The following is a 15,905-nucleotide window of genomic DNA, read 5'->3' on the forward strand; positions in this document are numbered from 1 at the left end:
ATGAAAAAAATGCTTTTACCTCTTTTTACGGTTTTGTTTTTAGGCCTTGTCTGGAATTGCACAGCAGTACCGGAGAAAAATCCTTACCTGCAAAGACAATGGATGATGGTGTCTTTTGATGGTTTTACCAAAGATCAGCTGATGGCAAATAAGGCGGAATTTAACCTAACATCCCACATGGAAAAAGGAAAAATTCAGGCAAGCGCATACATGGGCTGCAACAGGATGTCTTTTTCTTCAGAATTTAAAAAAGGAGGAAAAGTAAAAATATCAAAAGGGATAAGCACAATGAAAGCCTGCCAGGATATGAATCTGGAAACAGCTTTTCAGAAAAAAATAGAAACAATGACTACCTATTCCATAGAAGGGCATTTTCTCACTTTGTCAGACGGTAATGGGAATTCAATGAAATTTGTGGCTGCAGACTGGGACTGATCTCAGGCTTCGATATAAAAAAGTCCGCATCGTAGCGGACTTTCTTTTTGTTTGAAAAATCTAGTTTGGCTATCAGTTTTTTAGAAATTCTTATATTTCTCTCAGAGTTGCCATTCGGATCTCAGGGCATTAAAAATTTGTGTTCCTAGAATTAACCGTATTGACGGACTGCCTGTTTTTGAGATGTTATTGAGTTATCAGTTTTATTGAATTGATTTTGGGAAGACTAAATTACAACCTGTCAGAAAAAGATGATGAAAAAATAGACCAACGGCAGAAATAATCGACGAATAACATTTTTGTGAATTTCTGAGTGGGCTGTTGTTTTTTTTAAGGCTTGAAGAAGGATAGATTATCTTTATAGGTCCTGCCGATAGGAAGCCTGATATGATGGGCGAGTTCTATTTCGTGACAGTTTTTTCCACGAATGAGGTGGCGGGGAACAGCATAGCTCCGATGAATTCTTACAAAAGAGTCAAAAGCGTTTTTTTGAAGAATATTGCCCAGAGAATTTAGAATGCAGTGCTTTTTTTCAAGAGTAATGATGCGGGTATAGTCTTTTAAAGCTTCCAGATACAAAATGTCTTTCATCCTGATCTGGGAAATATTTCCGCCTTCTTTTATGGTAATGGAGCTTTCTCCTATCATGGCATCATAGCATTCACATTTTTCTCTCATTTCAAAAAAGGTGAAAAGTTTCTGCATCGAATAATGGAAGCGTTCCGAAGTCAAAGGTTTGGTGATAAAATCTAAAACATTCATTTCAAAGACTCCAGCTGCCAGTTCCGGATGGGAACTGATAAAAATACAGGCCGGGACCTTATGGGCCGTCTTTCGGAATTCAAGCCCGCTCATGCCTTTTAAATTGGTTTCTGTGATAAGGAGATCAACAGGAAGATGAAGACAGGAAATTGCCTTTTCTGCTGAATCGAAGGAGCCGACAATTTCTATATTGCCGTACGGTTTGATATAATGCTGAAGAACCAGTCTGTCCAGTTCATCATCATCAATAATCATACATCTAATATGGGAAATCATGATCTTCTGGATGTTAATTTTTAATTTAAATATTTAAAAATCAGAAAATTATTATATAAAGTTATTTATTTTTTATAAAATATACCAGAGACAAACTTAAATTTATATTAAAATATGTTATTAAATAAAATTTGATTTTGTTTTTTTTCTGAAAAATATTATCTTGTAAAAATCATAAACATAGACAGAACTTAATGTTAGAAAAGAAAGAACATAATTATGAGAAAGCAGTCCTGGTAGGTGTTATCACACAGAACCAGGATGAAGAAAAACTGACGGAGTATTTGGATGAACTTGAGTTTTTGGCTTTCACAGCAGGCGCAACCGTACAAAAGCGCTTTACCCAAAAATTAACACAGCCGGATTCCAAAACCTTTATTGGAAGCGGAAAAGCAATTGAGATAAAAGAGTATGTAAAAGAAAATGAGATCGGAACCGTTATTTTTGACGATGAACTTTCTCCTTCACAGCTTAAAAATCTCGAGAGAGAAATGGAAGTGAAGATTTTGGACCGTACCAACCTTATTCTTGATATTTTTGCCCAGAGAGCCCAGACTTCTTATGCAAGAACTCAGGTGGAGCTGGCACAGTATCAGTATCTTTTACCAAGATTGACTAGGATGTGGACCCACCTTGAGCGTCAGAAAGGGGGAATCGGGATGAGAGGTCCCGGGGAAACGGAAATTGAAACCGACCGTCGTATCATCCGTGACAGGATTACCCTGCTGAAAGACAAGCTGAAGACGATCGATAAGCAGATGGCGACTCAGCGTAACAACCGCGGAAAAGTGGTGCGTGCGGCTTTGGTAGGATATACCAACGTTGGAAAATCTACCCTGATGAATTCCATTTCAAAATCTGAAGTTTTTGCAGAAAATAAATTGTTTGCCACCCTGGATACTACCGTAAGAAAAGTAGTGATCGGAAATTTACCGTTCCTGCTTACGGATACGGTAGGATTTATCAGAAAACTGCCTACCCAGTTGGTTGAATCATTTAAATCTACACTAGACGAAGTTCGTGAAGCTGACCTTTTGATTCACGTGGTAGACATTTCTCACGAAAGTTTTGAGGACCACATCGAATCTGTAAATCATATTCTGATGGAGATCAATGCTCATCAGAAGCCGATGATCATGGTTTTCAACAAAATCGATGACTTCAGCTATGAGAAGAAAGACGAGGACGATCTTACCCCTTCTACCCGCAAGAACGTTTCCCTGGAAGAATGGAAAAAAACCTGGATGGCCAAATCCAAATATCCAACGGTTTTCATTTCTGCGCTGACGAAGGAAAACTTCCCGGAAATGAAAAAAATGATCTATGATGAAGTGATGAAAATTCACATCTCAAGATTTCCGTACAATGATTTCCTTTTCGAGTATTTTGATAACGAAGAAGAAGAAAACAATTAATGAAATACTACTTTTCCCTACTATTCGTCATCTTTTCGGTTTTTGGGTTCAGCCAGAAATCAAAAGTGGATTTAAAAGCTATTGAGAAAAGCCTTAGCCGTTCAGATTCCCCCTACAATTATGATAAGCTTATCTTTAAATACAAGGGGTATCCGAAATCTTTAGACAGTATAGAATCTCAGTATCTGTACTATGGCAGGAACTTTAGAAAAGACAAAATATCCACCTCAGACGAAGGCTTTAAGAGTCTGGCAGAAGCTTTTAAACAAGGCAATTTTGCAGATTGTATCAAGCAGGGAAAAGCATTGTATGACAAAGACCCTACCAATCTGGATATTCTGCTGATCCTTCTCAGAGCTTATGATTCTCTGAAAGACGGAAATAATTTTATGCATCATCTCAACCAATTCCGCTCATTGACTGACGGGATAAAGAGTTCCGGAGACGGGCTGTCTGAGAAAACAGCTTACCTGGTCAATTCGGTGGGGGATGAATACATTCTGCTGAATATTCTGAATATAGGGCAGGACTACAATAGAAATTCAAAGGCCGTAAAAGACGGTATGATAGATGTCTGGGGAAAAGGAGATCGGCAGGTCTACATCAAGATACTCTATTTAGACTAACTCATTAATCTTAAAAAACACTTAGTGGAATTATATTATTCATTTTCAGCATTAATCGTATTAGCATCAATATTTGCATATCTTAACTACAGATTCTTAAAACTTCCAAGTACCATCGGAATTATGGTGATTGCCATCGTAGTTTCTATTTTCCTGGTAATGTTTGGAGAAACGGTACTTCCAAGAACGTTCGGACATCTTCATAACCTGATGAACAGTATCGATTTTACGGAAGTCCTGATGGGAGCTATGCTTAATTTTCTTCTTTTTGCAGGAGGAATTCATATCAACATCAATGATCTGAAAGAACAGTTCAGACCGGTAGTGATATTTTCAACGGTAGGGGTTGTGATCTCTACTTTTGTGGTAGGATTTGGAATGTTCTATTTACTGCCTTATGTGGGCGTTAAATTACCCTTTATTTACTGTCTTGTTTTCGGAGCATTGATTTCACCTACCGATCCGGTGGCGGTTCTGAGTGTCCTGAAACAGGCAAAAGTATCCAAATCACTGGAAACAAAAGTAGCCGGAGAATCTCTTTTTAATGACGGTATGGCAGTTGTTGTTTTTACCGTAGTATTGCAGCTTGCTGTGGGAAAAGAAGTAGATCTTGGGGTTGAAAATATTGCGTTACTTTTACTGCATGAAGCTGGTGGAGGAATTCTGTTAGGCGTTTTGCTGGGTTGGGTTACCTCAAGGCTGATGCGTGAAGTGGATGATTATATTATTTCCGTATTGGTGACGCTTTCTGTGGTAATGGGTGGTTATCTTATTGCAAGACAAATGCATATTTCCGGACCATTGACGATGGTAGCAGCAGGATTGTTCATGGGTAATTTCAACAGGAATTTCAAGATGAAATCTGTTACCCAGGACTATCTGATCAAATTCTGGGAGCTGATTGATGAAATTCTGAATGCGGTATTATTCCTGTTTATCGGATTTGAGCTTTTAATGATCAAAGATCTGAAACATTTCATGATTCCTGGTCTGTTGGCCATTTTTGTAGTGCTGTTTGCAAGATTTATTTCTATCTGGGGACCTACGAAATTTACTTCTCTGAGAAAAAGTTTCAGCCCGCAAACCGTAAAAGTATTGGTCTGGGGAGGAATTCGTGGTGGTGTTTCCATTGCACTGGCGATGTCTATTCCCAAAAGTGAGTACAGTGAGATCATTCTGAGTATCACGTATTGTGTAGTGGTTTTCTCTATTATTGTTCAGGGGCTTACTATTGCTAAAGTGGCGAACCCTAAACAGATTGTGAAAGAAGAGGAAGAACAGGAGGGGGGAGCCTTAGAGGAAAAAGCTTAATGTCTTCATTTAGCATAAGGTAACATGAGCAGCATCATTAAAGAAATACAGGAGGCATTGGCTGTATTATCCATTCCTGAAAAAGCAGAATTTTTTCCAAGATTTTTCAAAACCGGAAAAGGAGAATATGGTGAAGGAGATTTGTTTCTGGGAGTAAAAGTTCCGGACCAGCGGTCTGTTGCAAAAGAATACTATTCAAAAATAGATCTGAAAGAACTAAGCAGCCTGCTTTCTTCAAAATATCATGAGCATCGCCTCACCGCGCTTTTTATACTGATCTCAAAGTTTGAAAAGACAAAAGACCAGTCCATAAAAGAGGAAATTGTGAATTTTTACCTCAATCATCTCGCTTACGTCAACAATTGGGATCTGGTAGATTCAAGCTGCTATAAAATTTTAGGAAGATATGCTTATGAGACTCAAAAAGAGCATCTTCTGAGAGACCTTTCAGAGTCTGAAGAGATGTGGCATAAAAGAATTGCCGTTGTAGGAACGATGCATTATGTGAAAAAAGGCTCATTTGCTCTTACAAAAGAACTGGTAACCCGAAACCTGAAACATCCCCACGATCTTATGCATAAAGCAAACGGCTGGCTGCTGAGGGAAATGGGAAATATCAACGAAAAAGAACTGATAGATTATCTGAATCAGTATTACAGAGAGATGCCAAGAACCTGCCTCAGATACGCCATTGAAAAACTGGACGAAGATCTTCGCCAGGACTACCTTAAAGGACGTATTTAAAAAAGAGTAAATACCAAAAATGAGAAAATTTTCCGTCCTGAAAAAGTACCGGAAAACAGCTATTTATGCTCAAAAAACCAAACATTATAAGGATTTAAGGCCAGAATTGAGTAATTTTGTGGTTTTAAACCCAGTCATGAAAAATTTTCTCAGATTATTTCTCTTATTTGCCCCTTTGCTATTCCTGACAAGTTGTTTCGATATTTTGGATAAAGTGAATCTAAAGGCGGACGGAACAGGAGAATACACCATTATTCTCAATGCCAGCAAAAGCAAAACGAGATTGGCTTCCATTGCTAAAATGGAAACCATAAACGGCAAAAAAGTGCCCCAAAAATCAGAAATTGAAAATAAGATCAATGAAGCGGCAAAGATCTTCAGAGCCACTCCGGGAATCAGTAATGTGAAGACCTCTATGGATTTTGATAATTACATTCTCAGGCTGAGCTGTAATTTTAAGAATATTGAAAATATCAACGCCGGACTGGAGAAACTTAAATCCCAGAAGATATTGGGAAAAATGGTTCCTACCCAGATCTACAGCCATAGTGCGGAAAAGAAGTCGCTGACCAGAAATAAGGTAAGTACCTTCAAAGCAGACTATGACAAGATGAGTAAGGCAGACAAGGAAATCTTCAATGATGCTAAATATACCTCGATCATGCAGTTCGAAAATACGGTGAAATCCCAGACGAATACTGCCTATCTGCTTTCTCCGAACAAAAAGGCACTTAAGCTGGATGCTGATATTCTGGATCTTATCCTGCAGAAAAAACAAATACAGAACACCATCCTTTTTCAATAAATTTCTACCCTATCGTTATGAAATCTATACTATTAAAAACACAAAAAATTATTCTTCTGATCTTTGGCTTCACACTTGCCTTTGCTCAAAACAGCATGAAAGTTCCGGGTGATGCCGTATTTTATATGGAAGTGAACGGAAAACAGCTTAACAACAAAATTAACTGGACTAAGCTTAATCCTTTGCTGCATGAGCTGAGTAAAAAGACAAAAGAAAAACCTTCATGGACAGACTATTCCAAAACGGGGATCAAATATGATGCGGTACAATACCACTATGCAAGCTTTAACGATTCTATCAAAGCATACCATACCCATTTCATCATCGATAATAAAGAAAAGTTCCAGGAATTTGTAGATTCTGTTAAGAAAAAAGGATTGGAGGTTTCCAGAAAAAGCAACTATTCTTACGTAGATATAAATGATGATGTCTTTGTAGCATGGAACGGAAACCGTGCTGTACTTAGCATGGTAAGCTATACTAAACCTTATAAAGATATTTGGAAAGATGAAGCGGTGGCAGATAGCGCTATAGCCGTGGTTGTTGATAGTGCCGCAGTAAAAGCAGCAGAATCAGCTGATATGGAAGAGGAGGAAAAGCCTTTTGACTATAAGAAAGAAATAGAAATGCTGAAGGGAGATATTCATTATTATAAAGAATATAATAAGCAGAATAATGCAGAAATAGCAAGAATTCAAAAAGAAATTAAATACCTTCAAAAATATCACAAATATCCTGAAACAAAGGAAGATCCACGTAGTCCTGTTCTACCGGATGAAGAAGAATCCTCGAAAGAGGAAATTCCAAATTATGACGAAACAGAAGCGGATAAAGCTTTTCAGAAAGAACAGGACTCCATCCGAAAAGAGAATTATAAAATTGTAAAAAAATATGCTGAAGGCCGTTTCGATGCATATTTCAGTTCCAATTTGGAAGTAGAAGCTCCTAAAGAAATGCTGAAGTTCAGGGATGCCAACTCTGATGTTTTTGTGTATACTGATTATGGAAGAATTGTGAATGAAGGCATTTATGGTAAAATGACAAAGTATTATACCTATGGGCAGATCTTCAGGAATATGTACAATTCCAACTATTCATACAACCTGTATTTTGATAAGGATAAAGTAAGGCTAATCAATAATTATCAGCACAAAGATGCTGAGATTCAGAAAAGTATTTCATCTGTTTATAAAGGCAAGAAAAACAAAAAGCTGCTGGAACTGATCAATGAGAAAAGCGTGGGTTACTATGCGATGAACGTAAATGGAGCAAAATGTTTTGATGTGATGTACAGTCTTCTTCAGAATTCGGGAGAGCATGAGTACAGGAAAGAAATGGAGCTGATCATGGAAACGATGAAAATTGTGCTGGATGAAGAAGCCATTGCCAAAATAGCCCCAGGAAACGGAATCTTTGTTCTGAATGAGCTGAAATCCAAAACCGTAGAATATACGGACTATGAATATGATGAAGACTTTAATTCAAAAGAAGTAAAGAAAACAAAAGAAATAGCGGTTCCTAATTTTACTTTCGCTTTTGCAACGGAAAATGAAGGCTACTGGAATCGTATTTTCGACCTGCTGACCACCAATAAAAAACTGGCTAAAAGATTTTCTAAAAAAGGAAACTTCTACACATTTAAAGGAGATAAAAGCGGCGGATATATCGACCAGCTGTTTTTTACCGTAAAAGATGGTGTTGTGTATCTGATGAGTTCTACAGATAATATTGTATCAGTTAATCAGTCTGATGTTTCCAGAAAATGGGCAAAAGATTCAGCCAAATATCCTCTATCCGGAAGATTGGATATTCAGAAACTATTGACCGGGCTGGATAAAGAATTCAAAAGTCCTTCAGAAAGAAGAACATTGGATGCCATCAGAAAAAATGTTGGGGAACTTTATTATAAAACAGAGGCAAAAGGAGAAAGTATCCAGACTGAAATGAATTATATCATCAAAGATTCTTCAGAAAACAGCCTGATGTATTTCTTCGATCTTTTTGATCAGATCTTTAAAACCAAAGAATCAGAAAAGAAATCACCAATATTATAGATGAAGAAAAAGAAGATTATTGTCCCGTTAGTTCTGTCACTCGCTGTGGCCTTGTATTGGGTGTTTTTTCATAAAGATAAAACCCTGAGGTTTATTCCTGACAATGCAGATGCTGTTGTTTTGATTGATGTGAAACAAGTAACGGGACAATATATCTTCAGTTTTATTACCCATCCTTCACAATGGTCCGGAGGTGAAAAGAAAGACAGAAAAAACAGTTCTCTGAAAGATTCCGGAGTGAGAATTCCCGACTTTTTGCAGATATTCCACCTCAAAGAATCCCGCTTCTCCGAGTGGTATACGGTTTTGGAACTCAAAGATCCACAAAAGTTCCAACGTTTTTTAAAAGAGCAGAAATTTACAGACAAAGGGAACCTCCGCTTTCAGAAAGATCAGATTTTCCTGATGATCGATGGAGATCTTTGTATTGCCGGAACTACTGAACAGGCTTTTGAACCAATCAGGCAATATCTGCACAGTTCTTCCCCGAAAAAAACTCTTCATGCCGATCAGTTGATCCTGGGTACACCGGGCAGTATTTCTTTTATTTCAGGAACAAAAATTCAAAACTTTTCTGTTGAGTTAAAAGACGATGAAATCGAAATAAAGAACAATGTTGGTTTTAATGGATTACCCTCTATTGAATCCAGGCTTCAGCAGACGCCTCATTTTCTTGAAATGGAACTGGATGCTGCGAATGTAAAGCACTATGCCCGTTTCTTCAACAAAAGCATTGCTGATTCATCGGAAATCAGCAACTTCAGAGCAATAGCTGATCTTGAGCAGGTAAACGATACCATTATCAGCTATGAATATGATGATAATTTTAATGAAGTTGAAAAAAAGAGCATTCAAAAGATTACCCAGCCTAATTATACCATCGATCTTCAAAGTAAAATACCTGAAAAAACATGGGAATATTTTCAGTCTAAAAAATGGATCAATACCGAGAATCAGTTTACTGCAATTCCGTTTCAGCCTAATAAGGTCAGCCGTTCCGTTAACGGAATTACCATACAGTCTGTCAGAAAACCACAGGCATTATCTTCAGGGTTGAAAGAAAATTTCATTCTGATCAGGAACAATTCTTTATTGTATTCTTCCCTGAAAAGTTTAGGAAAAATAGAAAAAAAGATCATTTCAGACATCGATTATATCCTTTATGAGAATAAGGGCGCAGATTATCGGGTGAAACTGAAAGCAAAAAAAGGAGAATTACCTTTAATCTTAAGATGGTAATCATATCTAACCTCTAAACGAATATGTTGTAATGACCCCTTCAGAAATTATGCTGCTCAAAACAATCACGCATTATTTTTTGCACTTTGTTTTTCCCTTGTTTATTGCATTGGTCTTTTATCGTAAAAACTGGAAGAAAGCGTATTTTATTCTATTGGCAACAATGCTGGTGGATCTGGATCATCTTTTTGCCAATCCCATTTTTGATCCGTCCAGAGGAAGCATCGGGTTTCATTTTCTGCATTCCTATTATGCAATTGCAGTGTACTTTTTGTTGTTGTTCTTTAAAGGAAACGTCAGAATTGTTGCGATCGGGTTGCTGTTTCATATGCTGACGGATTATCAGGACTTTAACTTCTGGCCTCATTAAAATATCATTAATATTTTCTTTTAATATTTCAGATTTTATAGATTTTTTGTACTTTGTAGTCACTATATGAGACCTAAAGAATTTTTACATTATACCTATATTCTCCCTCTCCTTACGGTAGGGTACTACTTTTCCGGATTGATGGGAACAGGAGTTGTTTATGACATCATTGCCGGAGTTTTACTTATCGGAAGTGTTTTATCAGCAGTACATCATGCAGAAATGGTTGCTCATAAAGTAGGAGAGCCTTTCGGAACAATCATCCTGGCCCTTTGTATCACAATTATTGAAGTGGCACTCATCATCTCACTGATGGTTGCCGGTGGAGATCAGGCGATCACACTGGCCAGAGATACGGTTTTTGCTGCTGTGATGCTTATTCTGAACGGAATTCTGGGAATCTGTATTTTGGTAGGTGGGGTTAAATACCACGAGCAGTTTTTTGCGAGAACCTCTGCTACAACCTATCTGGTAAGTATCGTTTCTATTCTGATCCTTACCCTTGTTCTTCCTAATTTTACTTCAAGCGTTAATGGGCCTTTTTATAACGAAGCTCAGCTTATTTTCATATCCATTGCCTGTCTTGTCATCTATGGGGTATTCTTGATGGTACAGACGGTGCGTCACAGAAGTTATTTCATTGTTCCCGATGAACACCCGGAAGAGCATTATATTCCTTCATTAACGAAAACGATGATAAGCTTCGCTTTTTTGGTGGTTTGCCTTGTTATTGTGGTTTTAATGGCGAAAGGACTTTCTGATACTATCGAAGGGATGGTACAGAGTGTAGGAGCCCCGAAATCATTGGTAGGGGTAATCATTGCGGCTGTAGTTCTTCTTCCGGAAGGAGTAGCGGCTATACGTGCGGCAAGAAGCAATCAGATTCAGTCCAGCTTAAATCTGGCACTAGGCTCAGCTCTTGCAAGTATAGGGCTTACAATTCCTGCCGTATCTGCCGTATGTATTCTGTATGATATTCCTTTGGTTTTAGGACTGGACAAAAAAGACGTAATTCTGCTTTCTTTATCCGTGTTTATTGTGATGCTGTCATTAAGCCGTGGAAAAACAAATATCCTCTACGGAACCGTTCTTTTGGTGAACCTGGCGGCTTATATCTTTACGGTAATTGTTCCTTAGGAGGTTGGATAGGCAAAAGGGCAAAATAGCTAAAAGGTAAAATAAGGGATTTGTTTATTTGTAAAACAGTTTCAGATGTAATATTTATATCCCGTACCTGCATTCCGTTATAACCTTCTTGCCAGTTCCATTTTGAATGCCATTAGTTTGGCAATATTCTCAGATTTGTAGATCGCCATATCTGCATTTTCACCCACAAAATTTTCTTCAATGGTGGTACGCCATAGCTCAAGCCATCTGTCGAAATGTTTCTGTTCCATAGCCTGTATTTCATTGATCGGAAAGTGTACTCCCATAGGATTCCCTTTATAAGTCATTTGCCCAAAGAGAATAGATTCCCAGAAGGAATACATCTTCGGAAGGTGCTTATCCCAGTCTACTTTGGCAATATCATTGAAAAAGAATCCAATGGTCTCGTCCTTAACGACCTTTGTGTAAAATGAATTAACAAGATGTTCAATATCTTCTCTAGATTCCAACTTTTTCATACTTCAAATGTACAGTAAAATCAAATTAGAAATCAAATGATTCAATTGATAAAATTCATGAAAACAATATTTTATCTTTGCATCAGAAACATTGAAAATAGCAGACTCGTTCATTGCCTTCAAATGGTTCCATAAACAAATGTTACAAAAATGACAGGAGGGTTCAGAAAAAAGATCCGTCAGAAAAACGCGGAGAACAGTGGCTTCGGAGGCAATGCATCCGGAAGGTTTATCAATAAAGACGGCCTCCCGAATGTTCAGAGAAAAGGCGTGAATGTCTTCAACAGACTGAGCTGGTATCATACCATGCTGAATCTGTCTTCATTCCGGTTTATTTCTTATCTGGTTATCGCTTATATTCTCATCAATCTTCTTTTTGCCATGATCTACTATCTGATCGGGGTAGAGCACCTTACCGGAATTGATAAAAGTGATCCGCTGAATGAGTTTATAGACGTCTTTTTCTTCAGTTCACAGACCTTTACCACTGTTGGATATGGAAGAATTGCTCCTGTAGGATTTATGGCCAGCCTTGTGGCAACTTTTGAAGCTTTTTTGGGATTGCTTACCTTTGCCATTGCAACCGGGCTTTTTTATGGGAGATTTTCAAGGCCAAGAGCTTACCTTAGATTTTCTGATATAGCGGTCATCGCTCCATTTCATACGTCTTCAGCATTGATGTTCAGGCTTGCTCCTTACAAAAATAATGCACTGACGGATGCTGATGTTATCGTTTCCACAGCGATTGAAGTGATAGAAGATGGTGTTGCCAAAAGTAATTTTTACAGATTAGAGACCCAATTGAGTAAGATCAATACTTTGGCCCTGAACTGGACCGTTGTACATCCTATCAACGAAAATTCTCCTTTTTACGGATTTTCTGAGGAAGATTTTAAAAATACAGATATTGAGATCATTGTTCAGGTAAGAGCATTTGATGAAGTTTTCTCCAACACCGTCGTACAGAGATCGTCTTATGTGACGGGTGAAATTGTATATGGAGCAAAATTTGTCCCGATGTATTATCCGAATAAAGAAAACCTCTCCACTGTGCTGGATCTGGATAAGATTAATGCCTATCAGAAAGAAGAATTGCCGGTCTCAGTGAGAAATAAAGAATAAATGAATTTAGATTTTTATAAAAAACAGGCTTTACAAAAGCAAAAAGAACATAAAAAATTTCTGGACGGATTGAAGAAGAAACCGCCCAAGAATCTTGATTATATCGTCCAGGAAACCCATGATGAAGTCTTTGAAGAAATAGACTGTTTACAGTGTGCCAATTGCTGCAAAACGACAGGCCCATTGTATACAGAAAAAGATATTGAGCGTATCTCAAAACATCTCCGTATGAAGCAGGCCGACTTTGAAGCTAAATTTCTGAGAGTGGATGAAGATAATGATAAAGTTCTGCAGAACCTCCCTTGTTTTTTCCTGAATGATGATAATACCTGCTCTATTTACGAAGTAAGGCCGAAAGCCTGTCGTGAGTATCCACATACCGATCGTAAAAAAATCTACCAGATCAATAATATCATGCTTAAAAATACGGTGATCTGCCCGGCTGCTTTTGAGTTTGTAGAGAAAATGATGAAGAATATTGCGAAGTAGATGTAATGTAGGGAAGCTGGATGATAGAGGTGGGAAGATCTTTTCGTTGATAATATGACTATTGCTTCTTTGATTCTAAACTTAGTAAAATAGACTATTGAGCTGTTGTTTTCACCTTAAAAAACTTCCAGCATCCATCTTCCGCCTTTCAGCCGAACTAATTGAATCTTTTTCCAAAATCTTCTTAAAAAATGATAAAGTACGTTAAATAAACTAGTTACGCATAATTTTGTAAATGATGCTCCGTTTAAGTTAAACAATCATTTAAAATATTACATTATGAAAAAGTTATTTTTAACGGCCGCATTTACATGGGTCGGAGTTATCGCAGTATCGGCACAGACAGACCAAAAACCTGCCGAAGAGACCAAAAAACCTTCGACTACCCAAACCCAACAACCGGATTCAAAGACTAACCCCACTACGCAGGATACCGGTACCACACAACAAAATACTACAACAACTGTAGAAACAGCTCCCGCTACTGAAACAACACCAGGTAAAGTAACAACGATGGAGTCTACGAAGCCTACAGATGCTACCAAAGAAGAAAAAAAAGATAAGAAAAAGAAAAAGTAGTAGAAAATTCATTTTAGCAAACACTAGTCGGAATCCTGAAATCTCGTATTTCAGGATTTTTTGTGCTGTTTTTATTAATACAAAAAGACAGAAGGGCTAGCTGCTTTTTTTATCTTCTATTTCCTTCATCCGGAACTGTACAATCTTATGGACCAGATCCAGAGGAAGAGGAGCGTCTATGGGAAACTGTACGGCGCCTTTGGAAAATTTATAACTTCTTTTTTTGAAATCGTCCTCAAAGTTGCTGATTCCTTTAGCGCCAGGATAAAAACCGATATGCTTTTTGTGCCCTGCAAAATAAACCAGAGGTTTTCCTTTATATCTGAAAGCAGGCATCTGATACCCGATGTATTCTTCAGCATCAGAAGCCAGAGAATGAATAAACTGTCTTAGTTCAAGCAGTTTTTCCTGTATTTCTATCGGAAAGAGGAGAATATACTCATCAATGTTTTTAAAGGTGTTTTTCATATACCTAAAAATAAAAAAAGTGCTGCAATACGCAGCACTTTCTCCTTTCACTTTTTACTTTTTTCCCATTATCCCGGGAACAGGCTATATTAAAAAAGGTCGGGAGTTTTTCCCAACCTTGTCTTTTTATGTTACACAACTCCTTGAGCCAACATTGCTTCTGCTACTTTTACGAAGCCGGCAATATTTGCACCTTTTACGTAGTTTACATAACCGTCTTCGTCTTTTCCGTAGTCTCTACAAGCTTTGTGGATACCGATCATGATTTCCTTTAATCTTGCATCAACTTCTTCAGAAGTCCAGTTAAGACGGATAGAGTTCTGAGTCATTTCTAATCCTGATGTAGCAACACCTCCAGCGTTGGAAGCTTTACCAGGAGAGAATAATACTTTATTGTCTAGGAAATAGTTGATAGCGTCTAGTGTAGAAGGCATGTTAGCCGCTTCAGTTACACAAAGACATCCGTTTTCAACTAATTTTCTTGCGTCATCTAAATCTAATTCGTTTTGAGTTGCAGAAGGGAAGGCTACATCACACTTCACATCCCAAGGACGTTTTCCAGCATGGAATTCCGCAGATGGATATTTTTTAGCATAGTCTTCAGCTCTGTTGTTTCCAGAAGATCTAAGTTCTAATAAATAATCGATCTTTTCTCCGCTGATACCATCTTTATCGTAGATATATCCGTCAGGACCAGAAATAGTTACCACTTTAGCTCCCAGTTCAGTTGCTTTTTTGATAACTCCCCAAGCTACGTTTCCGAAACCTGATACAGTTACTGTTTTCCCTTGGAAATCCTGTCCGATAGTCTTAAGCATCTGCTCAGCGAAGTATACAACTCCGTATCCTGTAGCTTCAGGACGGATCAATGAACCACCGTAAGCAAGACCTTTTCCTGTAAGAACTCCGGTAAACTCGTTTCTGATTTTCTTGTATTGTCCGAATAGGTAACCGATTTCTCTTGCTCCTACACCAATATCTCCTGCAGGTACGTCTGTTTCAGGACCGATGTGCTTACATAATTCTGTCATGAAAGCCTGGCAGAAACGCATTACTTCCATATCAGATTTTCCTTGTGGATCGAAATCTGAACCTCCTTTACCACCTCCCATTGGAAGAGTTGTCAAAGAGTTTTTGAATACCTGCTCGAAAGCTAAGAACTTAAGAACGGATAAGTTTACAGTAGGGTGGAAACGGATTCCTCCTTTGTATGGTCCAATAGCAGAGTTCATCTGAATTCTGAAACCTCTGTTAACCTGAATTTCTCCTTTATCATCAACCCATGGAACTCTGAAAATAATAATTCTTTCAGCTTCAGCCATTCTTTCAAGCAGCTTCATTCCGTTATATTCTTTTTTCGTAGCAATGAATGGAATTACAGTTACGGCAACTTCTTTTACAGCCTGTAAGAACTCCGGTTCGTTAGGATTTTTTGCTTCAATTTTTGCAATAAACTCTTGGATTTTCTGGTCAATATTATATTGTTCCATATATTAAGGTTGAATATTATTGTCAACAAATTTAATTTTTTTTTCAAGATTCACAACACTATATTTTAACATTGTTAAAAATTAAATAATAATGT

General features: G+C 37.8%; 17 protein-coding genes. 13 read left to right on the forward strand and 4 right to left on the reverse strand.

The genetic code is table 11. The features are described from left to right. Nucleotides 1-9: 9 nt before the first annotated feature. Nucleotides 10-435, forward strand: coding sequence for an META domain-containing protein (locus tag AC106K_RS22040; RefSeq protein ID WP_482447595.1), 426 nt, complete (start codon nt 10-12; stop codon nt 433-435). 330 nt (nt 436-765) lie between these two features. Here AC106K_RS22040 and AC106K_RS22045 read toward each other — a convergent pair whose 3' ends face one another. Then, entirely contained in the window at nt 766-1,473 is a 708-nt protein-coding gene (locus AC106K_RS22045; RefSeq protein WP_482447597.1) for a LytR/AlgR family response regulator transcription factor, read from the reverse strand. A gap of 194 nt (nt 1,474-1,667) precedes the next feature. On the opposite strand from AC106K_RS22045, the gene hflX reads away from it, so the two are divergent. From hflX to AC106K_RS22090, 9 genes are all read left to right on the forward strand, one after another. Next, nucleotides 1,668-2,888, forward strand: a complete 1,221-nt coding sequence (gene hflX / locus AC106K_RS22050; RefSeq protein ID WP_482447599.1) for a GTPase HflX — start codon at nt 1,668-1,670, stop codon at nt 2,886-2,888. Next, nucleotides 2,888-3,514, forward strand: a complete 627-nt coding sequence (locus tag AC106K_RS22055) for a DUF4919 domain-containing protein (RefSeq protein ID WP_482447601.1) — start codon at nt 2,888-2,890, stop codon at nt 3,512-3,514. Before hflX ends, AC106K_RS22055 begins: the two co-directional genes overlap by 1 nt. Nucleotides 3,515-3,538: 24 nt before the next feature. Further along, the gene (locus tag AC106K_RS22060) at nt 3,539-4,825 is read left to right on the forward strand and encodes a cation:proton antiporter (protein WP_482447603.1); all 1,287 of its coding nucleotides are present in this window, start codon (nt 3,539-3,541) and stop codon (nt 4,823-4,825) included. A 24-nt stretch (nt 4,826-4,849) separates the two neighbouring features. After that, complete coding sequence (locus tag AC106K_RS22065) at nt 4,850-5,569, forward strand: DNA alkylation repair protein (protein ID WP_482447605.1); 720 nt, start codon at nt 4,850-4,852, stop codon at nt 5,567-5,569. Between the two features lie 136 nt (nt 5,570-5,705). Continuing rightward, nucleotides 5,706-6,374, forward strand: coding sequence for a hypothetical protein (locus AC106K_RS22070; RefSeq protein WP_482447607.1), 669 nt, complete (start codon nt 5,706-5,708; stop codon nt 6,372-6,374). 17 nt (nt 6,375-6,391) lie between these two features. After that, the gene (locus tag AC106K_RS22075) at nt 6,392-8,428 is read left to right on the forward strand and encodes a hypothetical protein (protein WP_482447608.1); all 2,037 of its coding nucleotides are present in this window, start codon (nt 6,392-6,394) and stop codon (nt 8,426-8,428) included. Then, nucleotides 8,429-9,667 carry a hypothetical protein gene (locus AC106K_RS22080; RefSeq protein WP_482447609.1) on the forward strand — a complete coding sequence of 413 codons (1,239 nt, stop codon included), beginning with the start codon at nt 8,429-8,431 and terminating at the stop codon, nt 9,665-9,667. Nucleotides 9,668-9,698: 31 nt separating this feature from the next. Continuing rightward, complete coding sequence (locus tag AC106K_RS22085; protein ID WP_482447610.1) at nt 9,699-10,037, forward strand: DUF6122 family protein; 339 nt, start codon at nt 9,699-9,701, stop codon at nt 10,035-10,037. Between the two features lie 66 nt (nt 10,038-10,103). Continuing rightward, nucleotides 10,104-11,174: a calcium:cation antiporter gene (locus AC106K_RS22090; protein WP_482447611.1), complete on the forward strand. Its 1,071-nt coding sequence runs from the start codon at nt 10,104-10,106 to the stop codon at nt 11,172-11,174. A gap of 107 nt (nt 11,175-11,281) precedes the next feature. On the opposite strand, the gene AC106K_RS22095 is transcribed toward AC106K_RS22090, so the two are convergent. Continuing rightward, a complete protein-coding gene (locus AC106K_RS22095) occupies nt 11,282-11,662 on the reverse strand; it encodes a group III truncated hemoglobin (protein ID WP_047098047.1) in 381 nt (126 codons plus the stop codon). Between the two features lie 150 nt (nt 11,663-11,812). On the opposite strand from AC106K_RS22095, the gene AC106K_RS22100 reads away from it, so the two are divergent. The 3 genes from AC106K_RS22100 (at nt 11,813) to AC106K_RS22110 (ending at nt 13,852) form a co-directional block, all read left to right on the forward strand. Continuing rightward, on the forward strand, nt 11,813-12,784 hold the full coding sequence (locus AC106K_RS22100) for an ion channel (protein ID WP_482447612.1): 972 nt from the start codon (nt 11,813-11,815) through the stop codon (nt 12,782-12,784). Next, nucleotides 12,785-13,273, forward strand: coding sequence for a YkgJ family cysteine cluster protein (locus AC106K_RS22105; RefSeq protein WP_482447614.1), 489 nt, complete (start codon nt 12,785-12,787; stop codon nt 13,271-13,273). It abuts the gene before it with no gap. A 279-nt stretch (nt 13,274-13,552) separates the two neighbouring features. Next, the gene (locus tag AC106K_RS22110; RefSeq protein WP_482447615.1) at nt 13,553-13,852 is read left to right on the forward strand and encodes a hypothetical protein; all 300 of its coding nucleotides are present in this window, start codon (nt 13,553-13,555) and stop codon (nt 13,850-13,852) included. A 96-nt stretch (nt 13,853-13,948) separates the two neighbouring features. On the opposite strand, the gene AC106K_RS22115 is transcribed toward AC106K_RS22110, so the two are convergent. Both AC106K_RS22115 and gdhA read right to left on the reverse strand, forming a co-directional pair. Then, nucleotides 13,949-14,320 (reverse strand): iron chaperone, encoded by a 372-nt coding sequence (locus AC106K_RS22115; protein WP_482447617.1) that lies wholly within the window; start codon nt 14,318-14,320, stop codon nt 13,949-13,951. A 131-nt stretch (nt 14,321-14,451) separates the two neighbouring features. Continuing rightward, nucleotides 14,452-15,810: an NADP-specific glutamate dehydrogenase gene (gdhA, locus tag AC106K_RS22120; protein WP_047098042.1), complete on the reverse strand. Its 1,359-nt coding sequence runs from the start codon at nt 15,808-15,810 to the stop codon at nt 14,452-14,454. Nucleotides 15,811-15,905 lie beyond the last annotated feature (95 nt).

Source organism: Chryseobacterium sp. FR048, assembly GCF_056844665.1.